This window comes from Bradyrhizobium sp. USDA 4510 (assembly GCF_054059095.1).
Window position 1 is genome coordinate 1,560,321 of sequence record NZ_JBSSBT010000001.1, and the last position, 25,668, is coordinate 1,585,988.

At 62.5% G+C, this 25,668-nt stretch carries 27 protein-coding genes and 1 tRNA gene; 16 read left to right on the plus strand and 12 right to left on the minus strand.

Annotation, left to right across the window (positions count from 1 at the left end; all coding sequences use genetic code 11):
- The first annotated feature begins 14 nt into the window (after nt 1-14).
- Nucleotides 15-2,222 (plus strand): aldehyde oxidoreductase molybdenum-binding subunit PaoC, encoded by a 2,208-nt coding sequence (paoC, locus tag ACVMDN_RS06920; RefSeq protein ID WP_456835448.1) that lies wholly within the window; start codon nt 15-17, stop codon nt 2,220-2,222.
- 89 nt (nt 2,223-2,311) lie between these two features.
- On the opposite strand, the gene ACVMDN_RS06925 is transcribed toward paoC, so the two are convergent.
- Together ACVMDN_RS06925 and ACVMDN_RS06930 are read right to left on the minus strand one after the other, a co-directional pair.
- A complete protein-coding gene (locus tag ACVMDN_RS06925) occupies nt 2,312-3,040 on the minus strand; it encodes an alpha/beta fold hydrolase (protein WP_456835447.1) in 729 nt (242 codons plus the stop codon).
- 103 nt (nt 3,041-3,143) lie between these two features.
- Nucleotides 3,144-3,707, minus strand: coding sequence for a DinB family protein (locus ACVMDN_RS06930; RefSeq protein WP_057015223.1), 564 nt, complete (start codon nt 3,705-3,707; stop codon nt 3,144-3,146).
- Nucleotides 3,708-3,861: 154 nt separating this feature from the next.
- Here ACVMDN_RS06930 and ACVMDN_RS06935 point away from each other — a divergent pair, with 154 nt between their 5' ends.
- From ACVMDN_RS06935 to ACVMDN_RS06945, 3 genes are all read left to right on the plus strand, one after another.
- Nucleotides 3,862-4,152: a hypothetical protein gene (locus tag ACVMDN_RS06935; RefSeq protein WP_456843618.1), complete on the plus strand. Its 291-nt coding sequence runs from the start codon at nt 3,862-3,864 to the stop codon at nt 4,150-4,152.
- Entirely contained in the window at nt 4,070-4,537 is a 468-nt protein-coding gene (locus tag ACVMDN_RS06940) for a VOC family protein (RefSeq protein WP_456843619.1), read from the plus strand. The genes ACVMDN_RS06935 and ACVMDN_RS06940 overlap by 83 nt, the downstream gene beginning before the upstream one ends.
- 75 nt (nt 4,538-4,612) lie before the next feature.
- On the plus strand, nt 4,613-5,686 hold the full coding sequence (locus ACVMDN_RS06945; protein WP_253587655.1) for a lytic transglycosylase domain-containing protein: 1,074 nt from the start codon (nt 4,613-4,615) through the stop codon (nt 5,684-5,686).
- Nucleotides 5,687-5,730: 44 nt separating this feature from the next.
- On the opposite strand, the gene ACVMDN_RS06950 is transcribed toward ACVMDN_RS06945, so the two are convergent.
- Nucleotides 5,731-6,135, minus strand: coding sequence for a DUF1330 domain-containing protein (locus ACVMDN_RS06950; protein WP_456835446.1), 405 nt, complete (start codon nt 6,133-6,135; stop codon nt 5,731-5,733).
- Nucleotides 6,136-6,260: 125 nt separating this feature from the next.
- Between ACVMDN_RS06950 and ACVMDN_RS06955 the strand changes: the two genes are divergently transcribed.
- From ACVMDN_RS06955 to ACVMDN_RS06975, 5 genes are all read left to right on the plus strand, one after another.
- Nucleotides 6,261-7,253: a LysR family transcriptional regulator gene (locus ACVMDN_RS06955; RefSeq protein ID WP_057015227.1), complete on the plus strand. Its 993-nt coding sequence runs from the start codon at nt 6,261-6,263 to the stop codon at nt 7,251-7,253.
- A gap of 291 nt (nt 7,254-7,544) precedes the next feature.
- Complete coding sequence (locus tag ACVMDN_RS06960; protein ID WP_028339489.1) at nt 7,545-7,754, plus strand: cold-shock protein; 210 nt, start codon at nt 7,545-7,547, stop codon at nt 7,752-7,754.
- A gap of 104 nt (nt 7,755-7,858) precedes the next feature.
- Nucleotides 7,859-8,119: a hypothetical protein gene (locus ACVMDN_RS06965; protein WP_057015228.1), complete on the plus strand. Its 261-nt coding sequence runs from the start codon at nt 7,859-7,861 to the stop codon at nt 8,117-8,119.
- Between the two features lie 366 nt (nt 8,120-8,485).
- The gene (gene rpsU / locus ACVMDN_RS06970; protein ID WP_456835890.1) at nt 8,486-8,791 is read left to right on the plus strand and encodes a 30S ribosomal protein S21; all 306 of its coding nucleotides are present in this window, start codon (nt 8,486-8,488) and stop codon (nt 8,789-8,791) included.
- 33 nt (nt 8,792-8,824) lie between these two features.
- A complete protein-coding gene (locus tag ACVMDN_RS06975) occupies nt 8,825-9,076 on the plus strand; it encodes a hypothetical protein (RefSeq protein WP_456835445.1) in 252 nt (83 codons plus the stop codon).
- Between the two features lie 270 nt (nt 9,077-9,346).
- On the opposite strand, the gene ACVMDN_RS06980 is transcribed toward ACVMDN_RS06975, so the two are convergent.
- Complete coding sequence (locus ACVMDN_RS06980) at nt 9,347-11,125, minus strand: acyl-CoA dehydrogenase (protein WP_456843620.1); 1,779 nt, start codon at nt 11,123-11,125, stop codon at nt 9,347-9,349.
- Between the two features lie 220 nt (nt 11,126-11,345).
- Between ACVMDN_RS06980 and ACVMDN_RS06985 the strand changes: the two genes are divergently transcribed.
- A tRNA-Gln gene (locus ACVMDN_RS06985) sits at nt 11,346-11,420 on the plus strand.
- A 286-nt stretch (nt 11,421-11,706) separates the two neighbouring features.
- Here ACVMDN_RS06985 and ACVMDN_RS06990 read toward each other — a convergent pair.
- Nucleotides 11,707-13,029, minus strand: a complete 1,323-nt coding sequence (locus ACVMDN_RS06990; protein ID WP_456835444.1) for a hypothetical protein — start codon at nt 13,027-13,029, stop codon at nt 11,707-11,709.
- A gap of 756 nt (nt 13,030-13,785) precedes the next feature.
- Between ACVMDN_RS06990 and ACVMDN_RS06995 the strand changes: the two genes are divergently transcribed.
- A complete protein-coding gene (locus ACVMDN_RS06995; RefSeq protein ID WP_141340072.1) occupies nt 13,786-13,986 on the plus strand; it encodes a hypothetical protein in 201 nt (66 codons plus the stop codon).
- A 12-nt stretch (nt 13,987-13,998) separates the two neighbouring features.
- Nucleotides 13,999-14,403 (plus strand): hypothetical protein, encoded by a 405-nt coding sequence (locus ACVMDN_RS07000; protein WP_456835443.1) that lies wholly within the window; start codon nt 13,999-14,001, stop codon nt 14,401-14,403.
- A gap of 164 nt (nt 14,404-14,567) precedes the next feature.
- Here ACVMDN_RS07000 and ACVMDN_RS07005 read toward each other — a convergent pair whose 3' ends face one another.
- Nucleotides 14,568-14,756, minus strand: a complete 189-nt coding sequence (locus tag ACVMDN_RS07005) for a hypothetical protein (protein WP_456835442.1) — start codon at nt 14,754-14,756, stop codon at nt 14,568-14,570.
- Between the two features lie 213 nt (nt 14,757-14,969).
- On the opposite strand from ACVMDN_RS07005, the gene ACVMDN_RS07010 reads away from it, so the two are divergent.
- Entirely contained in the window at nt 14,970-15,170 is a 201-nt protein-coding gene (locus ACVMDN_RS07010) for a hypothetical protein (protein WP_225645863.1), read from the plus strand.
- A gap of 406 nt (nt 15,171-15,576) precedes the next feature.
- On the opposite strand, the gene ACVMDN_RS07015 is transcribed toward ACVMDN_RS07010, so the two are convergent.
- Nucleotides 15,577-16,368, minus strand: coding sequence for a hypothetical protein (locus ACVMDN_RS07015; protein ID WP_456835441.1), 792 nt, complete (start codon nt 16,366-16,368; stop codon nt 15,577-15,579).
- A gap of 247 nt (nt 16,369-16,615) precedes the next feature.
- Between ACVMDN_RS07015 and ACVMDN_RS07020 the strand changes: the two genes are divergently transcribed.
- Both ACVMDN_RS07020 and ACVMDN_RS07025 read left to right on the plus strand, forming a co-directional pair.
- A complete protein-coding gene (locus ACVMDN_RS07020) occupies nt 16,616-17,458 on the plus strand; it encodes a hypothetical protein (protein WP_456835440.1) in 843 nt (280 codons plus the stop codon).
- Nucleotides 17,459-17,705: 247 nt separating this feature from the next.
- Nucleotides 17,706-18,254, plus strand: coding sequence for a hypothetical protein (locus tag ACVMDN_RS07025; RefSeq protein ID WP_456843621.1), 549 nt, complete (start codon nt 17,706-17,708; stop codon nt 18,252-18,254).
- A gap of 24 nt (nt 18,255-18,278) precedes the next feature.
- On the opposite strand, the gene ACVMDN_RS07030 is transcribed toward ACVMDN_RS07025, so the two are convergent.
- The 3 genes from ACVMDN_RS07030 to ACVMDN_RS07040 are packed head-to-tail and all read right to left on the minus strand — an operon-like array spanning nt 18,279 to nt 21,632.
- Nucleotides 18,279-18,812 (minus strand): Mov34/MPN/PAD-1 family protein, encoded by a 534-nt coding sequence (locus ACVMDN_RS07030; RefSeq protein WP_456835438.1) that lies wholly within the window; start codon nt 18,810-18,812, stop codon nt 18,279-18,281.
- The gene (locus tag ACVMDN_RS07035; protein WP_456843622.1) at nt 18,809-20,557 is read right to left on the minus strand and encodes a ThiF family adenylyltransferase; all 1,749 of its coding nucleotides are present in this window, start codon (nt 20,555-20,557) and stop codon (nt 18,809-18,811) included. Before ACVMDN_RS07035 ends, ACVMDN_RS07030 begins: the two co-directional genes overlap by 4 nt.
- Nucleotides 20,487-21,632: a CBASS cGAMP synthase gene (locus ACVMDN_RS07040; protein WP_456835436.1), complete on the minus strand. Its 1,146-nt coding sequence runs from the start codon at nt 21,630-21,632 to the stop codon at nt 20,487-20,489. Before ACVMDN_RS07040 ends, ACVMDN_RS07035 begins: the two co-directional genes overlap by 71 nt.
- Before the next feature lie 127 nt (nt 21,633-21,759).
- Between ACVMDN_RS07040 and ACVMDN_RS07045 the strand changes: the two genes are divergently transcribed.
- On the plus strand, nt 21,760-22,803 hold the full coding sequence (locus ACVMDN_RS07045; protein WP_456843623.1) for a CBASS cGAMP-activated phospholipase: 1,044 nt from the start codon (nt 21,760-21,762) through the stop codon (nt 22,801-22,803).
- A 65-nt stretch (nt 22,804-22,868) separates the two neighbouring features.
- Here the strand turns inward: ACVMDN_RS07045 and ACVMDN_RS07050 are convergent, their stop codons facing one another.
- Entirely contained in the window at nt 22,869-25,085 is a 2,217-nt protein-coding gene (locus ACVMDN_RS07050; protein ID WP_456835434.1) for a Cap15 family cyclic dinucleotide receptor domain-containing protein, read from the minus strand.
- Entirely contained in the window at nt 25,082-25,519 is a 438-nt protein-coding gene (locus ACVMDN_RS07055) for a hypothetical protein (RefSeq protein ID WP_456835433.1), read from the minus strand. The genes ACVMDN_RS07050 and ACVMDN_RS07055 overlap by 4 nt, the downstream gene beginning before the upstream one ends.
- Nucleotides 25,520-25,668 lie beyond the last annotated feature (149 nt).

Genomic DNA, 25,668 nt, shown 5'->3' on the forward strand with positions numbered 1-25,668 from the left:
GAGGGCCTGATATCATGCGTTTTGAACATCCCGCCACCTTCAATCCGATCGACCAACTCAAGGTGATCGGCCACCCGACCAGCCGGATCGAGGGACCGCTGAAGACCACCGGCACCGCGCCTTACGCCTATGAGCGGCATGACGTCGCGGCTAACCAGGCCTATGGCTACGTGGTCGGTTCGGCGATCGGCAAGGGGCGGATCGGTTCGATCGATCTCGAGGCGGCCAAGGCTGCGCCGGGCGTGCTCACCATCGTCACAGCGGACAATGCCGGCAAGCTTGGCAAAGGAGAGCGCAATGCGGCGCCGCTGCTCGGCGGGCCGGAGATCGCGCATTATCACCAGGCCGTCGCCGTCGTCGTCGCCGGGACCTTCGAGCAGGCACGGGCCGCGGCGCAGCTGGTCCGGATCGACTACGTCAAGGGCGACGGCAAGTTCGATCTCGCCGCGGAGCGGGACAAGGGCGTCACGCCGCACCCGTCATTCGGCGGCCCGGCCGATACCGCCGTCGGCGATTTCGCCGCCGCCTTCGCTGGTGCGCCCGTGCAGCTCGATGCCACCTACACCACGCCCGATCAGGGCCACGCGATGATGGAGCCGCATGCTTCGATCGCGGCCTGGGACGGCGACAAGCTCACGGTTTGGACTTCCAACCAGATGATCGCCTGGGGCGCTGAGGATATGGCGAAGACGCTTGGCATCGCCAAGGAGAATGTCCGTCTGGTGTCGCCCTATATCGGCGGCGGCTTCGGCGGCAAGCTGTTCCTGCGCGCCGAGGTGCTGCTCGCCGCGCTCGGCGCCCGCGCGGCCGGCCGGCCGGTCAAGATCGCGCTGCAACGTCCGCTGATGTTCAACAACACGACGCACCGTCCGGCGACGATCCAGCGCATCCGCATCGGCGCCGAGCGCGACGGCAAGATCACGGCGATCGGCCACGAAAGCTGGTCTGGCAACGTCAAGGACGGCGAGCCCGAGATGGCGGTGAGCCAGACGCGGCTGCTTTATGCCGGCGCCAGCCGGATGACGGCGACGCGGCTTGCGGCGCTCGATCTGCCGGAGGGCAATGCGATGCGCGCGCCCGGAGAAGCCTCCGGCATGATGGCGCTCGAGATCGCGATCGACGAACTCGCCGAGAAGCTCGGCATCGACCCGGTCGTGCTGCGCATCAGCAACGACACCCAGGTCGACCCCGAGCATCCGGAGCGGCACTTTTCGCAGCGGCAACTGGTGCAGTGCCTGAGCGATGGCGCGGCGCGGTTCGGTTGGGACAAGCGCAATCCGAAACCCGGCGCCGTCCGTGACGGGCGCTGGCTGGTGGGAATGGGCGTCGCCGCGGCGTTCCGCAACAATCTCGTGACCAAGTCGGCGGCACGCGTTCGTCTCGACCGGAACGGCATCGTGACCGTCGAGACCGACATGACCGACATCGGCACCGGCTCCTACACCATCATCGCGCAGACCGCGGCCGAGATGATGGGCGTGCCGCTCGAGAAGGTCGCGGTGCGGCTCGGCGATTCCGACTTCCCGGTGTCCTGCGGCTCGGGCGGGCAGTGGGGCGGCAACAATTCCACCGCCGGTGTCTACGCCGCCTGCACCAAGCTGCGCGAGGCCATTACGCAGAAGCTCGGCTTCAATTCCGAGGAGGCGGTGTTTGCCGACGGCGTGGTCCGCTCCGGCAATCGCAGCGTGCCGCTGGCGCAGGCCGCCGGCGGCGGCGACCTCGTGGCGGAGGATGCCATCGAATACGGCGATCTCGCGAAAACCTACCAGCAGTCGACCTTCGGCGCGCATTTCGTCGAGGTCGGTGTCGACGCCGACACGGCTGAAATCCGGGTGCGGCGGATGCTTGCGGTCTGCGCGGCGGGCCGCATCCTCAATCCGAAGGCGGCGCGCAGCCAAGTGATCGGCGCGATGACCATGGGTGTCGGCGCGGCGCTGATGGAAGATCTCGTCGTCGACAGGCGTCATGGCCTGTTCATCAATCACGACCTTGCTGCCTATGAGGTGCCGGTCCATGCCGACATCCCGCATCAGGAGATGATCTTCCTCGACGAGATCGATCCGATCTCATCGCCGATGAAGGCCAAGGGCGTCGCCGAACTCGGCATCTGCGGCGTCGCCGCCGCGGTCGCCAATGCGGTCCACAATGCGACCGGCGTGCGGGTGCGCGACTATCCGATCACGCTCGACAAGTTGCTGGCAGGGATGCCGGAGCCGGCGTAGCGCGGGACGCTTCACCTCGCCCCGCAAGCGGGTGAAGAACGGGGAGAGGGAGCACAGCGGAGTCGGGGGCGCTGTTCTACCTAAACGCTCTAACCGCGACCGACGAACGAGCCGATGCCCCGGCCGATCGCGGCGCCGTGCTGAAACAGCGCGCCGAGGTGATCGCCGGGCACCGACATCGCATCGAGGCCGTTCTCCGCGGCGAAGCGCTGCATCGGCGCATGCGGCCCGTCGTCCTGTCCGTTCCAAAGCAGCACCGGCACGCGCGAGGACAGTACCGCGTCCTTGGCGCCATCGACCTGTCCGAGCGCATTGAAGCAGGCGCGCACGCCGCCTTCGAGATCCGGCGTCACCCATTCGGCGAGCTCCGGCACCGTGCGGCGGGCAAAGGTGATGAAGGCACCATAGGTCAGCGGGCCGGCGTTGCCGCGCGGCAGTCCGGTGAGAAAGTCCCAGCCGCCGATCGCCAGCGACGCCAGCCGTGCCGGGAAAAACCGGGCGACACCGACCGCGACCCAGCCGCCCATCGAATGTCCCACCACGTGGGCGCGCTCGTCGCCGAGATCGTCGATCACGGCGACGATGTCGCCGGCACGCTGCGCCTGATTATAGAGCGCCGGATCGGCGGGCTTGTCGCTCAGGCCATGTCCGAGCGAATCGACGCAGACGACGCGAAAGCGATCGGCAAGCGCGTCGACCACGCCGCATTGTTTCCGGCTCGCGGCGTCGAGCAAGAGACCGTGCTGCAGCACGATCAGCGGCCCGGATCCCTCGACGGTGTAATGGATACGCTGGCCCCGGTGATTGGCGAATGGCATCGGATAGAGTTCCCCACGTTTTACCAGAGGTGAGCGTGGAGGCGCCGGGTTTCAAGACCTCGTTCCGGATCAGGAACCGCATCGCCGATGGCGGGCGGAACCATCAGCCGCCCCACACGGTGGCTTCGCTCCAGCCGAGATCCCTGAACTCGGCTGCCCGGAGCGGGGCTTCGCCGGCGGCGAAGAATTCGTCGAGCTGCGGCGGCTTCACCGTGGTCTCCGAGAGCATCGCATGGGCCTGGCCGCGATGATGAATCTGGTGCTGAAACAGATGCATCAAGAGGCGGTCGCGCCGCTCGGTCTGCACGCTCGTGTCGCGATTGATCTTCACCACATCATCGAGCCGCTCAGCCGTCAGCGCATCGCAGTGCACGATCAACCGCTGATCGATCGCGCGCTGGGCGTCTTTCAGCGCGGCGACTGACGGGTAGGGCACCTCGTTGGCCCACGCCTTCGGCCCGAGCCAGCCGCCCTCGAGCGCATCAATGTAGAAGAGATCGATGACATGAATGTGGTTGAGCGTCGCCTGCAGGCTCGGGAAGAACCCGGTCCGCGCGGCGGCGAACTCCGCCTGGCTGAGACCGGCGCAGGCCGTGAGCAGGCGGTGATTGGCCCAGGCATTATTGTACGCAAAAGCGCGAAAGGTCTGAACGAGGCCTGCTTGCATATCGGTCCTCACTGGATTGACTGTTTCAGGCAGGTGCACCGGCCGACCCGCGACAGTGATCGTGGTGCTTGCGTTGGTGACTTGATCCTCGCATAGCTAATCCATCGTGGTGCACTTCATCCGAAGGCGGGAGCAGATGCAACTGGCAAAGAACGTGATCGACGTCGGCCTTTCCTTCAACGATCTCGAACCGATGCTGCGGTTCTGGCAGCAGGAGGCCGGACTTCGCTTCGATCATGTGCAGCCGATCCGCCGCGGGCAGAAGCAGTACCGGCACGACGCGCAAGGTTCGGTCATCAAGCTCAACCATCATGTCGAGCCGCTGCCGGATGCGGCGCCGAGCGGCTATCGCGAACTGATCATTGCGCGCGCGGGCGTCGACGCACCGCAACGCATGGCCGACCCCGACGGCAACAGCGTTTGCCCTGGTTGCGCCCGGACATGACGGCATCACCCAGATCGCCGTCACGATGGCGGTGCGCGACCTTGCCGCGCATCGCAGGTTCTACGGCGACATCCTCGGCTTCACCGAGCAGTCATGGTCTGATGGTCCGGCGTTTCGCCTCGGCGACAGTCTGATCCTGCTCAGGGAAGATCGCGCCGCAACCATCGATCCGGTTCGGGGTGCGCGCGGCTGGCGCTACATCACGCTGCAGGTCGCCGACATCGACGCCGTGCATGACGAGTTGCGCGCCAAGGGCGTGCGGGAAGGCCTTGCGCCGGTGACGCTCGGCGAGGTCGCGCGGATCTCCATGATCCTCGATCCCGATGGCAACTGGATCGAACTGTCCCGCCGCGCATCGATCGTTGGAAGCCTGTCCAACCGCTAGGCAGCAAATTTTCTGGCCGCCCGGTCGGCACCGATGATATGATTCTGCGAATGCATCCAATTTGATGATCGCTTTATGCAGTCGATTTTCGGGCCGCGGCGGGTTCATCGATCGATTTTGCCAGCGGCTATCGGCTCGGCTTGCCTGCTGCTGTTCGTCCCCGTCGCAAACGCCCAACCTCCCGGCAATCCAGCGGTAACGCCCTCCGCGCAGCGCGCAGAGCTGGCGCAGGCACAAACATCGCAAACGGAAACGTCTCGTCCGGATACCAACGCCGCAGTGCGCAACGCTGAGGCCGCCGATCGGTCGGCGTCCGATCAGCAATCGTCATCCGTTCCGTCGCCGGCGCCGACACCTTTGCGTCCAAAGCTCGATGGGCCGCAGCAGTACTGCAAGGCGTTGGAGGAGGCTGCTTTAGAGAACGGCTTGCCGCCGGATTTCTTCGTCCGGCTGATCTGGCAGGAAAGCAATTTCGATCCCAACTCGGTCAGTTCGGCCGGTGCCCAGGGGATCGCCCAGTTCATGCCCGGTACTGCGCGGTGGCGCGGTCTGGCCGACCCGTTCGAGCCATTGCCTGCCTTGCAGGAATCCGCGCGCTGGCTCCGCGAACTGCGCGCGCAGTTCGGCAATCTCGGCCTTGCGGCGGCCGCCTATAATGGTGGCCCGCGGCGCGTTCAGGATTGGTTGGCGGGGCGTGGAAACCTGCCGGGCGAAACGCGCGCCTATGTCAGGATCATCACCGGCAAGTCCGCCGAGGAATGGGCGCAGGGTTCGCTTGAGGATCGGGTCCACACCGACGCGGCCATGGCCTGCGGTGACATCGTGCGCGGCATGCTCGTTCGGGCGCTTCCCGCGGGCCCAAGAGAGTCCGTGACAATCGCGCAGCAAGCTGCGTGGGGGCCCTGGGGACTTCAATTGGCCGGCGGCCCGTCGCAATCGCGCGTACTCGCCGACTACCAGCAACTTCAGAAACGATTTGCATCCGTGCTCGGCGATCGCGCACCGCTCGTTCTGAGATCGCGCATGGCCGGGCCAGGCTCGGCCACCTGGTATCTGCTCCGGGTCGCCGAGACGACCCGTGAGCGAGCTAACCAGCTGTGCGCCCGGTTGGAGGCAGTCGGCGGTCGCTGCCTGGTGTTTCGCAACTAGGTGGCACACGTTGCAGGTCGCAGCGATCGACGGCGTGGTCAGCGCTAATTGGCGACAGAGCCCTCAACTGCAAATGTGTGGTACCTCGCGTATTTCTCGCCGACGGCCCGAACCTGCACGTAGGCCGGATCGTGTCGCCAGGCCCAAAGCGCCTCCATGCTCGGATACATGTAGACGACGACGCGCTTGGGTGGATCTCCATCGACGGCAACGACCTGCGACCCGGTTGCCGCCGCGCCGGCAGCCGCAATCAACTTGCCGCCATGTGCCCCGATGATCTCCTTCGCCTTCGGGAGATATTCCCTGGCATAGCCATCGGGATCGGTGACCTCGATTTGGCCGATCAAATAGGCGGGCGGCCTGGCTTCGCCATGCAGCGCTTCGCTGCCAAGAGCGCCGATAGCGGTACAACTCAACATGACCAGAGCCATCTTGCCTCCAGAATTCATGGGAGCCTCCTCCGGTGCCGTGCCTGTGCGGCAAGCCGCAGCCTGACAGGACTCTTCACGAGGCTTCGAAATACGTCCAATACATATATTTTCTCGAACCTTATGCTCGAATGGTATAAGCGGGCATGAACCTTCAACAGGCCCTCACGTTCTTGACGGTGGCCGAGCTCGGCACTGTCTCAAAGGCCGCATTGCGGTTGCGTGTCGCGCAACCCGCCCTGTCCAGGCAAATCATCGGTCTCGAACGGGAGCTCGGCTTGCAGCTCTTCGACCGCGTCGGGCGCCGGCTTCTATTGACTGGCGAAGGCGAGCAGTTGATTGCGGGCTGCCGTCTGCTGCTCAACAGCGTCAATTCGCTGAAAGAGCAGGCTCAGCTGCTTCGCCAAGGAGATACCGGGGTCTTGAGGATCGCCGGCTCGCCGCAACACATCGAGAGCGTGCTGTCAGATTTTCTCCACCGGTACGCGGAGCGATATCCCAGGGTCGAGATCAGGATCAGGGAGGGGACGGGCAGCGAGATATTGGCGATGCTGGAACGCGGGGAAGTTCACCTCGGCCAAAATTTGCTGCACGCCGTCAGACTGAACGAGCAGCACTTCGGCAGCCTTCCGCTTGGATCCGTACAGTTACTGGCTGCTTGTCATCCGTCGATGCCGCTTGGTCCCCGTTGCACAATCGAGATCGCTGACCTCGCCGAACTTCCGTTGCTGCTGCTGGACAGCGGGTTCGGATTTCGGCGTGCTTTCGATGCGGCAAGCCGTATGGCGGGGCTGAAACCGAAGATCACGTTCGAGAGTCGCAGTCCGCACACCTTGCTGGCACTGGCCGAGGCGGGGCACGGCGTCGCGATCGTTCCCTCCCAGCTTCAGTGCTGGCGCTACGAATTAAGGATTGTTGGTCTCACGCACAGGCGCCGCGTGTTGCAGGAGCCTCTGACCATCTCATGGGACAAGCGGCGTCCGTTGCCTCGTTTCGCGACCGATTACTGTGCAATGCTGGCAGCGCATATGCGGGAGACGTTTCCGATCACGCGCCCGACGGAACCGGCAGCGGCAAAAGCAAGTGTTCAGACGCGCGCCAAGCGAGTTCCACGCAAGGCGAAAAGCTCGGGCGGTTGAATATCGCGATTTGCGTCCGCGTCACCGATCACCGAGTTGCGCGGCGGCGCAAGCCCTTACGCGAAACATGGTTCGGTTTATCGGAACGGCAGCTCGGTGAAGCTCCGCTCGCCCCGATCGACGGCGCTTCCGAGCTTGCCCTAGCGGATTAAGTGTGTATGCTTGCAGCGTTCGATTTGCCGTTGTGCCTTGTTGAATGGTCAAAGCGGCCCTTTTCCAAAGAACATCGTCGGTTGAAGGATGATGCGGAACCAGGCGCGAATTCACGTGCGTCCGCTTTGGAGAAGACAAATGCCTACAGGTACTGTGAAGTGGTTCAACGGCCAGAAGGGCTTCGGTTTCATTCAGCCCGATGATGGCACGAATGACGTGTTCGTTCACATCAGCGCTGTCGAGCGGGCCGGACTTGGCGGTCTCGCCGAGGGCCAGAAGCTGTCGTTCGAACTCAAGGTCGACAAGATGCGTGGCAAGACCAGCGCCGAAGATCTTCGGCTGGCTTGAATCGATCTGTCATTCCACGGATGTACTGGGATGACAGCCGCGGCCCGCTCGATCCTCTGATGGGTTGAGCGGGTCTCGCTGCTTTTCAAAGGGCTCATTCGCTCATGGCCAAGAAGCCGGAAGAACTCTCTGCCGAGCGCCTGGCCAAGGCCCAACGCCAGCGGCTTGCCGCCGAGGCCGGTGCGCAGGCAATCGCTGAAGTCGAGCGCGATGCGATCGCCGTGCGCAAGAACATGGTGCGTCTGCGGGCTCTCCGTGAAGCGCGTGACGCCGAGGCGGCCGCCGCGCAGGCTGGCTCTGCACCCGCTGGCACGGCATCTGTGGCTGCCAAGAGAACCAAACGGGTCAAGCGCATCGTGCGTTAAGCCGCGCAATCACGCACGTCGAGTCCGTCGCTGATACGTTGCTGAAGCGGACCTGTTGTTTCGCGGCCTCGGCCGCCAGTTCAGGCCGCGAAGCCAGGCCGTGGCCCGAACTATTTGGGACGATCGGCTTCCTTCCTGTTCGCCGCCTTCAGTCTGATCCTGATGTAGTCAGTGATATCGCCGGCCGCATCACGCAGATCCTGTTCCGCGTGCTTGTAGCACCGCGGCTGAAGCTTCCGCGACGTTGTCGGTCGGCTGCCGTTCCACGGATGTACTGGAATGGCAGTGCGGCCCGCTCTATCATTGATAGAGCGGGCTCTGGTCTTGTTCATTCAAAGTGCGTTGTACCGCGAGAGAGGTGATCCGTTGCAAGTTCTTGTCAGGGACAACAACATCGACCAGGCGCTTCGAGTTCTAAAGAAGAGGTTGCAGCGCGAGGGCGTCTTTAGAGAGATGAAGCGCCGCAGATCGTTCGAAAAGCCATCGGAAAAAAGGGCTCGAGAGAAATCCGAGGCCGTGCGGCGAGCCCGCAAGCTTGCCCGCAAGCAAGCGATACGGGATGAATTGATCGCGGCGCCTCCGCGGAAACCCAAATTCCCGGCGTCCAAACCTTCGGCGCCAAGGCAATCACCACAATCGCCACAGCAAGCAGGCGGCACACGGGAGACCTAGCCCGTACCGATCCTGCTGGAAGGATCGTGCAAGATGACGCAGCGATTTGATCGAGGCAACGGATGCCTCCAGGAACGTCTCTCCGATGAGATCTGTCGTCGGCGAGCCGTGGATCGGGATATTCGGTCGAGGAACGACGATCAACGGCGACGTGCGCAGAACCTGGCCGGCACGGCCATCAACGCAATGGCAGATCATTCCGCCAGCCAGTTCGATCAGGCCGCGCGCAAGCGTGACTTGCTCGACGGCCCGGAGGAATTTCGCGCGTTTCGCGCGGATCGCTGACGAAACGTATGATTCCGCGGTAGGCGCAAAACTCGATGCCGTCCCGGGCAAGCGAAGCGCGACCCGGGACCCATAACCACAAGTGCCGATTGGTTTGCAACGCTGGAGCCACAGCTCGTTTCAAAACGGAAGGCTGTGGTTATGGGTCCCTGCTTTCGCAGGGACGACAGTTGTGATGCGGCACGTCATGTGCATCAAACGAGCGAGGAGGGCCTTTGGCGAGCACAGCGCTTTGGGCCCTCTCACCTCGCAATGACGGTGGAAGGTATCTTATCCCGCCAGCACCGCATCCGCGCCGGTCACCGCCTCGGCGCTTTCGGTCACGGTCTTTTCCAGCGACGGCGCCTGCACGGCGATGTTCTCGGCGAAGAAGCGCGCCAGCGCGACATAGCGCTGCGGCTCGGCTTCGCCGTTCGCCTTGGCGGCCAGCGCCTCGCCGGCGAGCATGCAGCCGCCGAGCGTTGCGGCGAACAGCCGCAGATAGGGCGTTGCGCCGGCTAGTGCCTCGTTCGGCGCCGAGGCGAGGCGCTCGAGCAGCCATTTGCTGGTGCGCTCCAGCGCGGCGTGGGCGTCGCGCAGCTTGGCGCCCGTGGTGCCGAACGCCGGATCGTTGGAGGTCTCGACCTGCTTGATGACGGCAGCGAGCTCGTCCAGCAGCGCCCAGACCGAGGCGCCGCCATTGGCGCCGAGCTTGCGGGTGACGAGGTCGATCGACTGGATGCCGTTGGTGCCCTCGTAGATCGAGGTGATGCGGGCGTCGCGATAATGCTGCGCGGCGCCGGTCTCCTCGATGAAGCCCATGCCGCCGTGGATCTGCACGCCGAGATAGGCGACCTCGTTGCCGATGTCGGTGGAGAAGGCCTTGGCGATCGGGGTCAGCAGCGCGCCGCGGGCAGCGGCCTCGGCGCGCACCTTGGCGTCCTTGGCGCGCACCGAAACGTCAAGCGCGACCGCGGTGGTGTAGCAGATCGTGCGCGCCGCCGCCGTCATGCTGCGCATCTGCATCAGCATGCGCTTGACGTCGGGATGCACGATGATCGGATCCATCCCGTCGCCCTTGTGGCCGATCGCCTTGCCTTGCCTTCGCTCCTGCGCATAGGCCAGCGCCTGCTGATAGGCGCGGTCGGCAATGCCGACGCCTTCGAGGCCGACGCCGAGGCGGGCCTGGTTCATCATCGTGAACATGCAGCGCATGCCCTGGTTTTCCTCGCCGATCAGATAACCGATCGCGCCACCCTTATCGCCCATCGTCATGGTGCAGGTCGGCGAGGCGTGCATGCCGAGCTTGTGCTCGACGCCGCTGGCATGGATGTCGTTGCGCTCGCCGAGCGAGCCGTCGGCATTGACCAGGAATTTCGGAACCAGGAATAGCGAGATTCCCTTGGTGCCCGAGGGGGCATCGGGCAATCGCGCAAGCACGAAATGCACGATGTTGTCGGTCATGTCGTGCTCGCCATAGGTGATGAAGATCTTGGTGCCCTTGATGCGATAGGTGCCGTCGGGGGCGCGTTCGGCGCGGGTGCGCAGCGCGCCGACGTCGGAGCCGGCATTGGGCTCGGTGAGCTGCATTGTGCCGGTCCACTCGCCGGTGACCAGCTTCTCGAGATAGGTCTTCTTCAACTCGGCGCTGCCATGGGCATCGAGCGCCTCGATCGCCGACAGCGTCAGCAGCGGGCAGAGGCCGAAGGCGACGTTCGACGCGCTCCAGATCTCGGTGCAGGCGGCGTTGACCGCGAGCGGCAGGCCCTGGCCGCCGAACGCCTCCGGCCCCGACACCGCGTTCCAGCCCGCGGCGGTCCAGCGCTGATAGGCGTCGGGCCAGCCCGGCGCCGTCGTCACCTTGCCGTTGTCGAGCTTGATGCCATGCTCGTCGCCGACACGATTCAGCGGCGCCAGCACGTCGGAGGCGAACTTGCCGGCTTCTTCTAGCACCGCAGCGGTGATGTCGCCGTCGAAATCGCCGTAATGGCCGGCCTCCACGGCGGCAGCGAGCCCCGCACCGTGATTGAGGGACAGCAAGATATCGTTGATCGGCGCACGGTAGGTCATGGCGTTACTCCCGACGAGGCGTTTGCAAATTGTCATCCCATGAAACCGGCGCCCTCTCAACAGTCCGAACGGACATCGCACGGTCTGTTTCGGCCACCGCGGCGTCGCCTTATAATAAGAGTACCGTCATCATCCTGCGGCTTTCGTGCCTTTTCGATCGCCGCCCTGTTGAAATGGCGGGACTCACCCTATAGACCGACGTGGCCTTCGATCGGCGCGTTGGGGCGTAGCCAAGCGGTAAGGCAGCGGATTTTGATTCCGCCATTCGGAGGTTCGATCCCTCCCGCCCCAGCCAGAGGTAACGCGCTGATTTTGTTGCGAAAATTGCCTTGCCTAAGGCGGAATTTCTCGCGCATTTGGAAATTCCGTTTGCCTCCCATTTGGAAATTCTGTGCTGGTTTCGTTTTTGGTCGAAGGCAGATGAAGGTCGTCGCGCGTTGAACGTCGCTCAATTGTAAAAATATTGAGCGGATGAACCCTGTCTGCGGGTTGTAAAGTTCCGACCGCAGCCGTTGACATCGCGTCCGGATCGACGGTTGCACACGCCGCCGCCTTTTGCAGCTTTCAACGAAGCGCGAAGTCTATCCTTGAGATCGGACGCTGGTCTTAGAAATTGCGGAGGTCTGCGTTTCGTCTCGAGGTGATGCTGCTCCATCAGCATGCTGATCGAGTTCCTTCTGCGCCAAGAGATGTGCATGCCGCTTACGGGTCGCAGCCAACGCTCGCATCATCGTTTCCTTGGCATAACCGCGATAGGCCTGTGCGGTCTTGTGGCCCGAGAGTGCGCGACCCTGGCCGTCCGTCAGTTCGGCTTCCTCGAGTTCGGTCATGCCGCCGTGTCGACAGGCATCAAGCGTGAACAGCTTTGACACGCCGTCGATCTTCTTGCGCATCTGCTGCACCACTTTTTCCATGCCAGGGTAGGACCACACCTTGGCATCGCCTTTGCGTTCACCCTTTTGGATCAGGCGCATGATCATCGGGACGCCAAGCTTGGGCAGATGGCCCAAAATATCCTCCGCCTCGGCGTAAAATTTGACGGTCTCTCCATCGAGAGTCTCTTCGAGCGGATGCCAGACCAACGCCTTGTTCTTGTGATGCTCGATGCGCACCGCGTGTGGCCAGTTCTTGCTGCGATAGTCGGGCCAAGTCAAAAACCCGGCCACTACGTTCTCCGGCCGTTGCAGCCATTCAAAGCAGATCACCGCGACGGCTGCGGGTTCAGGCCGCCCTTCTTTGATGCAGCCCCATGCAAATTTATAGACCTCTTCTCGAGTGACCGCGTGCTTCTTGGTCTTGGTGCGGCTCTTGAGGGTGAAATCGTCCCAGGGGTTCGGGTGCTTCTTATCGAACAACTCTGGGTGCAGCCGACGCATGATTCGCCACACCTTTCGGCAGAGGCCGACGACCTTTTCTCCCTGCCGCAGTCTGATGCCGTTCGGGCCGTTGATGATTTTGTCGTAGATTTTATCGGCGGCTCGTGGCGTAACTTCCATGATCTGTCGTTCGCCGATCCGCCGTCCGCTTTTACCGACCGTGTCGCAGATCATTTGCATGATCCGTTCGTAGTCTGGGCGCGACCGAGCTGAGACCTTCTCAGTATACGCCTTCTCCGTCTTGTATTGTCGGAATAGCCAATCGATCGTGCCATAGCGCGCGATCTTCCCCTGGTCGCCCGGCTGCCCTCTGCGGTGGTTGTTCCATTCATCGAACAAGGCGTTGAGGGTGGCAGCGCGTCCGCCTTTGCCATCGCCGCCGCATGCGGTTTCGTAGCTTGTCCCAAGTGGCTCATTCGCCATCTCGCAGCCGAGCTTCCTGTAATGTGTGGGGATGCGGAAGTAGAATGCGGTCGATCCGCGGGCAAGCCGCCGTACCTCCACGAAGCGTGGAAGTGGGCGCTCCAACGTCACAAATCCTCGGCGAGGTCGCCCGGCACGATGTCCGGCGCAATAGCTCGGTCCAGATCGTCTCTCAACCACAGCTGACGCCTCCCTTCTTTCACACGTGGTTGAGGATACTCCTTACCGACTCGTTTGAGAAAGGCCTCGACAGTCAATTCTCCGCAGTACCCTGCTGCGATTGCAGCAGACATACGGCGCGGCCAAGAACCCGCTGGAATTATGGCAGGACGTGTCATCGGATGATGGCGTGAGCTGCTGAAATCGGTTCTTTGCTGGTGCTGCCCATCATGATGATCGCCAGCAGGATTGAAACTGCGACGGCAACCGGATCGAAGAGGAGCGTAGTGCCGCGCCTGAAAAGGACACCTCGGACCTACGTGCCTCCGATGCTAGAGCGCGCCGTGGGAAGGCCGGGGGCAGGAAGTGACCTGCCGACGTAGCAGAGAGTGAGGCGGGAGGGGGCCGACACGGAGCTCGGAGAAATTGGTAAAGAGGGCAGTGGGCCGGAGTCCTACGCGCGGAGGCAGTCCGCCCAGAAAACCTGGACGTATTCACTGGCGCAACTCGCAAACCTGCGGCGAACAAGACAGAAGGAGGCGATACACTCCACCTGTCGCTTTGCTAGTTCCTTTGGTTTATCTGCCACTTGCGCAGATATTGCCAAATCCAAGCAGAGGTGTAGAGTTCTAGCGATTTTCAACACGCTTAAATTTGACGCCGCCGCTATTGCGGTATGGTAATTTTTTTATGGGGGTTCACATGTTCGATCCCGCGACCACCGCGCTATTGCGCGCCGTCCTAGATGAGGTTTGCGAAAGCGTTTCCCGGAGCGAGACCGGCGCCCGTACCCATGTGGCCTCGAAAATCCTGGAAGCCGCGACCAAAGGGGACATCTCTCCGGATCACCTCAAGCAGATCGGGCGCCACGCTCTCTCGCAGGCGCCGACGATGTGGCGATGACCGGAGGCGGGGGTGAATTTCCAGGTCACGGTGCTAAAGGTCCTGGTGAGCTATCCGGATGGATTTGCCGCGATGGCCGATCTCAAGCGCGACGTGGCGATCCTGGCGACTAGCGGCCGGGACTGGGTCGAGCGCACAAAGCGCCTGGCTGCGCGTGTACCGGACCTCGACATCTTTTGGCAAGGTCTCGTCGAGCGCGAAAACGGCGGCTGGAAGATCACCGTCAAGGGACGGACAGTGCTGGAGTTCATGGAGGCGTGCCCCGCCGTCGAGCCACCAACGGGGACAGTGCTATCTGAGAACAGGGATGCGCCCATACCACCGCTTCCGCAGCCAGCCGAGCGCGCTAGGCGACGACGCGAACGTCGCGAGCGGCGTCGCGAAGCTCGAGAACGGGCGCGAGCTAATGCCTCCTAATCCTGCGGAAACCGTTTGAGAAGGCCGAACTAAAACAAACGGTGTTCTTGGCGGTCGGTCGGCGAGTCCACTCTCGGCATTGCGATCTTGTTTACTCCTCCCAGCGGACGCGAAGCCGAGTCGAAGGCGGCCAGACAGAACCGGTTCCTCAATGTGTATCCGGGTCAGAGCCGCCCAATGTCCCACTTCTGTTCGATGTCATCGACGACGCATTGGGGCAGCTGCGCCGCGCTGGCATCGAAATAGTGCTTGAAGTCGACGTGCACCCTCATGTTGTCCGGCCGATAGGCCGCCATGCGGTCGTAGAGGAGAGCCGATCCTGTTTCGAAGCGCCGATAGACCGATTTGTGCATCGGCGATCTCGAGTCCCTCGATCAGATTATTTCAAGTTGTAATGTTGGCCCACCAAGAATTGCCGAAACAATTGATAGCTCGGACAAATCGCCTGCAATGCGGATGTCACCAGAGAGTTCACGGATCGTACCAGCATATAGAGTCAACTGATGGAGAGTTGCGCCTCAATGCGGCTGTGCTAGTACGCCCACTCTCGAATCGAGGAGCTAAAAGTGGCGAAGAAGGCAAAGAAGATGGCTACGAAGAAGAAAACTGTGCGTCGCGAATACACAAAGGCTGACGTGAAAGAGCTGCGCGCTCATTCGAAAGCGAAGACGCCCGTTGCAAAAATCGCGAAGCTCACAAAGCGCTCCGAAGGCTCACTCCGCCAAAAGGCGCTCAAGCTTGGAATCCGGCTCGGTCACCAGCGCTAGAGGCGGCTCTATGACGCTCTTCAATAGAGTGTTCTCGACCAGGACGCTGCTGCAAATCATCTGCGTTCTTGTTGCTGTTGTTGCAATGAAGTTGTCGAGTGCTCATTATGGCTTCAGCTGAGCAACCGCAGTTGGCGGTTGACTAGAGGAACAGCCTGGAACGCTGAGCAGAAAAGAAGCCCATCTACTGGCGAGCTATCATGCGGCGTTCAAGCGGATCGAATTTACCCTCTCAAGGCTGAAACAGGGGTTCGATTCCCCTAGGGAGCGCCAGAAATTTCAACGACTTAGATCCGTTGTGCAGAAGTCGTCGAATATCCGTTGAATAAGCGTCGGCGAACGTTGGCGAACTCCGCCATGCTAATCAGTAGGCACAGCCGCAGCTTATTCTCGCTTCCATCGCCGGCTAGCCTTCGCCCGCCGCCGCCTCCTCGATCTTGTGTGCCGCCAGTGCGATGCCGTTGTGAGAGCCGCAGCGGCACCGCCAGTGCGTTCCCGGCGCCAGTTCGTGCGGCCAAAGGGGAAATCTCTCGGAACAGCCCTCGGAAGAACATCCGACCAGGGTCAGCTTCGGTTTGAACTCGACCGCGCCGCCGGGGTGCGAGACGACCGTGTAGGTCGCCTTGCACTCGAAGCATACGGCCTCGATTTCGGTCTTGCCGTGCGGAATGCGTTTGCGGACCGGCCGTCGGCAGGTCTCGTTCATGCATTCGGCGAGCTGGGCGAAATCGCCCAGCGTGACGTTGTAGACCGGCGAGCTGAGCACCGATTCCAGCGCCGCCACGACCGCCTCGCACCTGGTCCGCAGTTTCGCCGGATCGGCGATCTTGCCGGTTTCGAGTTGCTCCAGCGACGGCATGTGCAGATGCGAGCCGATCGCGTCGTAGTGCGTCTTGATGTCCTTGAGAGTGAGAACCTGGTCTGTCCCGAGAGTTTCCATGTTCTCGGCCTGCTTTCCGTATTCGGACTCGATTCCGACCGCGATGGTCGAGCTCATTCCGATCGACGGATCGATGTCCACCAGTACGGCCATCAGCTTGCGTGGCTGCCACGTCCTGTATTCTTGCGGCGGAATCTCGTCCTTGAACGCGAGCGCCCGGTCGTACGTCACCGCCTCCATGGCGTCGCGCAGTTCCAGCGCGGCGTATCGCAGCCGGTGAAGATCCTGGGTCGCGAGTTCGGTCTTTGCGCGCGACAAGGATTCGCGCGCCAAGTGCCGATAATTTGGAAAGCCGATCATCGCTCGAACCGTTGTTTCGAAAGGCCTTGGGAAGCCTGACACGATTCGGTGCGACCGTCATGCCGGGGACCTGACGGCTGGCGCCGCCGGGCCAGGTCGGATCGGCGAATTCGCGTCGTAGGCGCGCAAGGCCGCCGGAACGACGATGGACAAACCGTGATATGCCCGGTCAATTGTCCGACCGATCGATCGCAGCGAGCTCCCATTGACCGATACCGAGAAAAACGAAGATGTCCTTCGGCCGTTCGCCGATCTGATCGGCCACGAATTCATCGAGTTCCTCTTCGATAGGGCGCCCCGCAAAGTGGTGTCCAGAATCGTCAAGTCGATGGACCACTTCGTCAAGGCGCAGAAGCTGGGCGGCATCGACGACGAGATGGGAGTCATAAGGTGCATCGCGGGCGAGGAGGAGCTCGTCGTCGCGATCTTCGAATGGCTCAAGCTCAACTCGGATCGACTGCCGGCGCATAGCGATTTCATCGGCAAGTACAAGAACCATCGTGTGAAGCTGGCCTTCTACCCGGTGTTGTCACAGTTCAGGTCCGTCCTGAGCGATATGATCAGGCACGGCATTACGTTTCCCGGGTTCGAGCAGGTGCTGCTGATGAAGATCGATCCTTCGATCGACGATGGGCGACTTGTCCTGCGGCTGGCCTCGAGCCGACCCGGCGGGGCCGACACATCGATCCCGCTCAATCCGTTGAACATATCGGTATCCCGCGAGGACCTCGATCATGACGAGATCGCCGAGGAGCTCTATCGCGACTTCGAAGACGAGGTCTGCGAGAACAACGGCATGACCGTCCGCGAGTTCGTGACCGCCCGGGCCGAGTTTCGCAACCTGCTGCTGTACGCCGGAGATGGAGGGCATCACGCGATGGGCGAAACGCTGTCCGACCTGATGCCGATGTTCAGGAGAACCTACCGGGACTTGCTGTGGACGCTCTGCGTGCTCGTCGGCAATGCGCCGTCGAGCAAGGAATGGGGCTTGGTGAGCCAGTTCATCGACCTCTATCGACGGGTGCTCGTCGAGGCGAAACTGGTGTGAGGTCGAGCCGGTCCGACCGCTCGCAGACGAAGGAGGCGGAGTACCGCCATGGGCTGTCACTTCCTGATGGATCGGCATCGCTGGACGATGGCGGCGCTCCACCACTTCGAGGCTTGGGAGCGCGAGGAGCGGGAGATCTTTGCCCGGATGGTGCCGCGCGTGACCGGCGAAGGAAATCGCTCTCGCCGGCGCCTATTTCCGCGTCGCGCGGCATTTTCCGAAGGATCGTCGAAAGGCCCTGATCGGCATGATCGAAAGCGTGGCGCCTGTCGAGGGGGCGGCAGAGCGGCGGTTCGACGGATTCGTACGGTCGGTCAGGAGCCTCGCGAAAGGGATGGCGACGGCTTTCGCGGAGGGCGACCGCGCTCTGAGGCCGATCAGCGGGATGTCCAAATTCCTCTGGTATAGGTTCCCTCTGCACGGCTTCATCTACGATTCTCGCGTCCTCGCGGCCGTGTGCAGCAACGGGCTCACCGTCAGGTTCGATGCGATGATCGACGACTTCGGCGGGCGGCCGTCCGACTCCGGCGAGTGGAATTTCCTGATCGCCGCCGCGAGCTACCGGACTTTCGCTCTTTCTCTTCACGCGCTGGTCGCGGAAGTCTTCGAAGGACTCGGTCTACAGGCTGAAAGGGCTGCAAGGCTGATCGACACGCTGTTCTGGCTCGAGGGCGGCGCATCCGGCACGACAAGGCAGCCTGCGGAGGAGGCCGGGCGCCGGACCGCGCGCGAGGTCGGTATCGAAGCATTCCGTCGTTGCGAGCAGACGGTGGCGGATCTGATGCGTCACGCGTGATCCGAGATGTCCCTTCCCCTATTCCTAGGCCTCGGTCGCCGCCCCGGTCGTCGCGCGCGGCCCCTTGGATCCGGAGATCAGGGCCTGTGGAGTGCTGCCGGGCGTGGTCGCCACGACGTTCATCTTCGTCAGTCGACCTTCGAGACCCAAGCCGCAATAGACGGCGACGCTTCCGGCGATCACGAAAACGAGCGGATCGCTCCGGCGCCGAGCCATCTCATGGACCCAAGTGTTGCGATCGACGCCTGACGGGGTCGGAACTTCTTCGGGGTGCGTGTGCCATTCGCCGACGAAATTCACGGTTCGACCGCTTGTCTGCCAGGCCGCCAGGGCGGCGCGCTGGTGGCCTGGGTCGCGGCGGACGAAACCGAACCGGCTACGCCGGTCTTGGCACATGGGTACGGTGCAGTCCAGAATCTCGACATGCGGACCACGATGGCATCCGAGCAGTATGCCGCCCGCCTCCAAGTTCGATTCGGGAGGCGCGACGAAACGCTTCATCTTGCCGACGACCTCATCCGAGAAGATCACTAGATGACCGCCCGTAAGGAAGATCATTGTCGGACGCCACCGCATGCAGGGCACGTCTCGATACGCTTCGGACTTCCGTCCTTGACGTGATTTGCGCGGTGGTGGTCGAGCGTGATCGACCGCCACTTGGGGCCGGCGCCGCCGTTCGCCCAATCGAGCGCCACGTCGCAAATGAGACCCGCCGCAATCGTTGCCCGCGAGACCGGAAACGGAATGTAGTGGGCGTCGCCGCATGCCAGATTGCGTCCCGTCTCGATCTGAACGTCGCTGCGCATGATCCGGAATCTCGGCGGCCCGGCTAGTTCGACTTTCAGGCATTTGAAGCAGGCGAGGTCGGGATCCCCGGCAAGGAAGGCGACGGCGGCGGCGCCGTTTCCCTGCAACCAGCCGAACAGGACCGGCGGGAAGTTCGGACGTCCGTTCACGGCGAGTTCGTTGATGGCGATCGACAGCGATTCCTCGCCGGTCGCCTCGATGACCAGGTCTTGCCGGCGGAGAAGGCTGGTGTCGTTCATGATCGAACGGGGAATGCTGGTGATATCGAGATAGGGAAGTTGTTCGCGAAGCAGGTCTGCGCAGCCGTCGGCCTTGTTCCGGTCGAGATACGGCGCGCCCAGCAGATGACGTCCCAGATTCGCGCCCTTCAGCTTGTCGTTGTCGACCAAGGTGAGTGTCCCCCCGCCGGCGCCGGCGCCGCTTTGCGCGAGGTTTTGCGCCAGGAAACCTCCGACCGCGCCGCACCCGACGACCAGTATCCTCTTGCCGGCCAGATTGTTCATCGCACCCATGTTCCTCGAGAAGACGTATTCCTCGTCGACCGGTACGCCGACATAGCCGGAGATCTTCACGGCGCCCTGGATATACTGCAGCGTCTCGCGGAGATGGGCGCGCCGGTTCTTCAGAATTTCCGGAGTCCTGTATGCGGGGGCGATCTCGGCCGACACGAAGAAGCGACCGTTCGGCGCCGAAAGGCAGATCCACTGCCGATGCCCTTGCGAGCGGGCGAATGCTTCCTCGACCGCGCCGACCGCCGAAGGCGCTGCGCCCTTCATCCAGGAGTTCAATTCCGCGAGATTCTTGGGTGGCCAGGACTGTTTCGGATCGAACGACAGCGCCGGCACGCGCAGGACGGGACAGAGGATTCCTTCGGCATCCTTGCCTCCATTCCGCTTGTGCAGGCCGTGAAAGCGAGAGGCGCCGTCGGACACCAAGATCGTTTCGCGCTCGGAACGGTGGTCGAACCTCAGGATCTGGATCTTCGCGTCGCCTTCGAATGTCGGCGGCAGATCCATCAACACGGTGCCGTCGGCCCAATAGGCGCCGAACTCGCCGATTAGATCTTCGTCGAGGCGCCCGCGAACGGCATCCCGCAGCACCTTGTCGGCCTGTTCGAGGCACTGGATGATCGTTTCGGCGGGCCTGTACCTGTCGAGCACGATCGCTTTTCCGTCCAGATAGCAGAACGTGCCGTCCGATCGCAGGACATGCGGAATCTGACCCTTGGACCCGGCTTCGGGATCGACGAGCCGGATGACCGGCGGCGTCACGAAATCGAGGTCGGTCACGGTGATCACCACCGGGATCCTCAATCCCGTTTCGTCGAGGACACCTCGGTAGCGCAGACCCGAACCCGAATGATCCCGCACGAACCGGCGTTGGCGTAGCGCGTCGTGAACGCCTCGAACGGACCGCGTCCGCTTGTCAGGCACTTGTGGACTTACCGACGACGGGAGCGGCCGAGATCCTGCGCTCATGCGACCGTACTTCCGCATGGGCGGCCTTGGTGACGTCGACGAGATCCGGGCGGCTCGGGATGCGCTTGCCGAACAGGCCCTTCAGTCGAGTGATGGCGTCCTGCGGGTCGAAGCATTTCTCGACGATCCAGCCCAGCTCGGCCGCGAGTCCTTCGGCCGCCTCGATCGCTACGCGCCTGTCCTCGTCGCCGAGGCGGCAGTCGATCTTCTCATCAGGGTCCGTGGGGTTCTCGACGGGGCCGGCCAGCAGCACCGGAAGGCGTCGGGCGACAAGCAGAAGCGCCGCGTCGTCCCGCTCGGGGACGTTCGGCCGGCCGAAATCGTCGAATGCCCGCCAGGCACAGACCATGAGCAGGATCGACGAAACGCGGTCGAGATGAGGCTGGTTGTGGTCCCGCCAGGCCTTCAGGTAGCGACAGATGCGGCGGAGCCTCTCGCCATAGACGACGACGGCCTCGAGGAACCAGTCGTTGATCTGGCGTGGGTCCGAAGCCACCCAGTCTTCCTCGCGATGAGCCAGCAGCACGCAGTCGGACGGCAGAGCATCCCAGCGGTCGATGCTGTCCGCCCGCGCGTCGAGAGCGCCGTCGAACGTTCTGGCCTGTGCGGCCTTTTCAAGTCGTTCGAACTCGGCATCGGGAATGGCGTAGAGGGGAATGTCGATGTGCGCGTATTCCGATATGACCAGCCGTGCGCAGGTCGGCTTCCTGACGAAGATCCAGCCCTCGGCTTTCGCCAGAGCCTGCAGCGCGCGGTCGACGATGGCGAAGAAGGCGGCTGCGGCGACCGACGGCTTGGCGCCCTGGACGAAAGTCATGGGCAGATAGGTGCCGTCGTCCAGGTCCATCTGCTGCGGCGGCGTCCACGCGGGATCGTTGATCGTCCTGTAGGCGAAGCTGCCTTGGGTGAAGAAACGCGGCCGGACCGTGAAGCCGACGTCGGCTTTGCTGGCCTTGACGAACTCGCCTCGCAGGCATTGTCGGATCTTCGTCCGCGCCGCCCTCAACTCGGCGTGGCACTCCTCAGTGATCTGCAGGTTGCTGAGGAATGACGTTTCGCCGCGGCGGTATAGCAGTCGGGATATGTTGGCCATCGAATCCTTTCCCTCATGAAACCGAGGGAGGATTTGAGATGGGCGTCGCCCAAGTCGCACAACCGCGCGGTTATCGAAGTCTACCCTGAGTCGCTAAAATCTTGCAGAACATAAATCGAACATCCATATGGGATACCGGGTTCCTTGGTTCAACGGCAGGTCGGGGAATATTGCATTTTGGGGAATTTCGATGACGTTTCAGATACTTGCCCTTAGCGGGGGCGGCTACCGGGGCCTTTTCACAAGCGCGATCCTCACGAAGCTCGAAGAGCAGGCGGGAAGGCCGCTCGCAGAATGTTTCGACTTGATTGCCGGCACGTCGATCGGCGGCGTGATCGCCCTCGGACTGGCCCTCGGCAAGAGTGCCGGATCGATCCAGGCGATGTTTCTCGACCACGGCGAGGAAATCTTCACCCGGGGTGAACCGCCCCGGTCGCGGCTGGAGCGGTATAGGGCTCTCTACTCCCAATGGCGTCGTCCCAAATACGACGGCACCGTGCTGCGGGACAGGATCGAGGCCGTCGTCGGCAAGGACACCAGGCTCGGCGATGCCCGGACGCGCCTTCTGATTCCCTCCGTCAACATGACGAAGGGCAGCGTCCAGATGTTCAAAACGGCGCATCATCCGAACTACATGAACGACTACAAGCTTTCGGCGGCGGACGTCGCGATGGCGACCGCGGCGGCCCCGTTGTACTTTCCGATGGCTCGCGTCGAGAACAGCAATTTCATCGACGGCGGCGTGGTCGCCAACGCTCCGGACATGTGCGCGGTCCACGAAGCGGTTCATTTCCTGGATCAGGAGATGGAGGACATCAGCGTCCTCAGCGTCGGCACCACGACCAGCAAGTTCTCGTTGCCGAGCTCGCTCGGCAGGGACTTCGGGCAGAAGCTTTGGCTCGAAAACGGTCGGCTGGTTTCCACCATCCTGTCGTCGCAGCAGCAACTGGTCGACTTCATGCTGAAGCATCAGCTTGGCGACCGGTACGTCAGGTTCGACGAGCAACCGTCACCCGAACAGACGGCCGACCTCGGGCTGGATCTCGCGACGGCGAGTCGCCGCCAAACTCTGCTCGGCATGGCGGACGGCTGCTATCAGTCTTTGAGCAACAAACCGAAGGTCATCGAGATGCTGGCGTACCGCCGGCCGGAGCCGTCGTTTCATCGCTAGACCGCGGGCGGTGGCCAGGATGGAGGAAATCATCCTCGGAAACCTTGAACAGCGTGCGCCGACCCCTAAAAGCTGAACTCCGCGGCGATGTGTTCGAAGACGCCGTCTTCCAACATGCCGCAGCGTACGCGTCGCAGGCTGGCATCCACCGCGATCCCCTCGCCATGCGGGCGCCAAAGCGGTTGAAACTTTTCGGCGGTGGAATTCATGTAGCCGAGATAGAAGTCGCACTGCAGCTTGCCGCGATTGCCGATGAACTCGCGGTAACCGAGGTTCGGATGTCCTCCTGCCCATTGCCCGACAAACTGTTCCTGGTCCGGGAATGTGTAGACGCCGAGCGGGCCATATCGACCGGCGTCGTGCATGCCCGCATAGGAGGACCGAAGGCTGGGAGTGATCTCCTCCGATACCAGATAGAGCCGGAAGACACCGAAACCGTCGGCCTCGTTGCCCGCGGCCTCTCCAGTATACTCGTCGTGGCTGTTCCATATCTTGGCGATCAGTGGTCTTGCGTTTCCTTTCGAGCCGTTTTCGACCTTCAGAATTTTCGCCCCTTTATTGAGTCGCCCAGCATGGGTCTTGGCGATCGCGCCGCCCAATGCGACACGGACCTGCTCGGAGATTTCATATGCTTGTTCGGCGGCGCCCCGTGCTTCTTTTGCCTTCTCGAGCGTCAATTGAAGTAAGCCCTGGAACCTCGGCGCATGTCGCTCGATCGCCACGCTCAAGTCGTCGAAGAACGGTCCTTCCACGGTGCGGGGCCGCCATGTCGAGGGTGCGGGAGCCGCGGGCGATGCGCCCGAGCCTTCGCCGGACCGCGCATCCTCTGCGATCTCGCCGAAGCGATCGACCAGAAACGCGCGAAGGGCTTGAGCGGAGGCGCGGGCCGCGAACGGCTTGAAGCGGTCATCCTTTTTCGGATCGGCGTGATCCATCACGCCTTTGATCACGATCCATTCCTCGACGCCGCTCGCGCGTGCGACCTCTCCGATCGCGGCCGCTTCCATCTCCAGACCCAGGACGGTGCGTACGCCCATACGCTTGAGTTTGTCCCAGGTCAGACCATCCTTCACGACTACGTTGCCGCTCGCGATCGGGCCGGTCTTGATGGCGAGCGGAAGCGTCAGCGGTGGATCGACGTCCATCACTATCGATCGCTCCACCTCCGCCTTTCCTGCAGTGGTCAAGTGGGGCACCGATCCGTCGATGCTCAGTAGGCCCTGCTTTTCCAGCTCGCCAATGGTCTTCTGCCACTCCCCTGTGCCGAAGTAGCGTTTGCGGGCGGGGTGGTTCCGCGGGTTGTCGCCGCCGAGTAGGCGTTCGAGCAACCAATAGCGTGCATCCTGAGCGGTGGGACGACCATAGCTCGGTAGCTCTTCCGGCTTCAGGGTCTCCGCTGCTCTCAGCCATCTCGGGGATATCGGAGATTGACGGTGGTCGCCGACGAATCCATCGGCCTCGAGCTTACCTTCGTCGTACTGATAGGTCATTTCCGATACGACGATGTCACCGAGCGCAAGGTCTCCGGGATTGCCTGCGCAAACGCCGCACATCACCAGGCATTTGGGTTGGAGTCTTTCGACGAGTACCGTCGCGACGTGCCCTGTACGATTGGCGCCCATTCTGGTCGGCTTGGCGATGGCGACGACGAAGAGAGGAACGTTGTTTCGGAAGAAGACGCCGACCTCGTGCGGCGCGCTGGAAATTGTCCTTTGATCGTTCCAATCTCGCACGCCGTCTTCGGTGGTGGAAGCTGCCGAGAAAGCCGACTTCGCGGCGTCGAATTCTTCCCGAAGTGCCGTGACCAGCACGACATCCACTGCGTTGGTCTTGGGAGCGGCGTTGCGAGTTTTCGCCTTTCGTGTGAGCTCGAAATGTCCCTTGGTCAATTGACTGGTCCAGTAGTTTCCTCTCAATGCCTCCGAGTCGGAATAGAAGCGGAGGATCGCGGCGCCTTTGTAAGGGCCCTCGGCGTCGGACCCGATCGCTTTGGGTTCGACCTCGTACAGGTAGTGAAGCACTGGGTTTCCGGACTTTTCGCAACCGAGCTGCGCCAGCAGCGTATGGGAGTCGGATCCCTTCGACTGGACCTCCATGCTGATCCGACCGAACTCCTGACGGATTATCGCGGACGCCGTTACCTTTCCTGCACGCTCCCCACGGTGCCAATGGATATTCATCGTCCACTCGCCGGAAATGTCGGGCAAGGTCGCGTCGCTCGAACTCGGGAGCGACGAGTCCAACGAGTTGTTGTTCTGAGCGGCGTCTTCGTCGGGTGTCATGGTTCGGCGCTTATTTCCTTGCCGCGGTGGAATACGGCCACGCCATAGCGAGGACTGGCCACTCCGGTCGCGATGATGCTCGTCAGCGTCGACCCGCAGAGCGCGGCCACGTAGCGGCCTCCGACACGGCGGATCGGGTCGACGCTGAGGCCCGCGACGACGGGCGGAGAGAAATACAACGACACTCGGGTGAGATCGAGCTCGGGCGACAGGACGTGGAAGCCGTCATGGAGCTCGCTTGTCTGATCGGATATCTCGACGAGACGGTCGAGCGTGGACCGTCGATCCGCCAGGAAGCGCACTTGTCTCAGTGGTATGGTTGGCAGGTCGTCGGGCGCAGAACTCACGAGAAGGCCGATCCCTGAAAATGAATTTCCTGCCCCGTCGCGCACTTCGCGTAACAACGCGTGTAACCGGGAGAGCATCTCTGCCAAACCGAATCCTCTCTCTTTCGCAGTTCATAGTAGCGCGGCCATTTGAACGTGGCTACACCCGCTTGCCGCGCCTGCCAACATCGGCATCGCGCAATTCGGTAAGATCATCTATCCGGCTTCGACGTCGGTAGAGCGCCAAGCTCGAACAG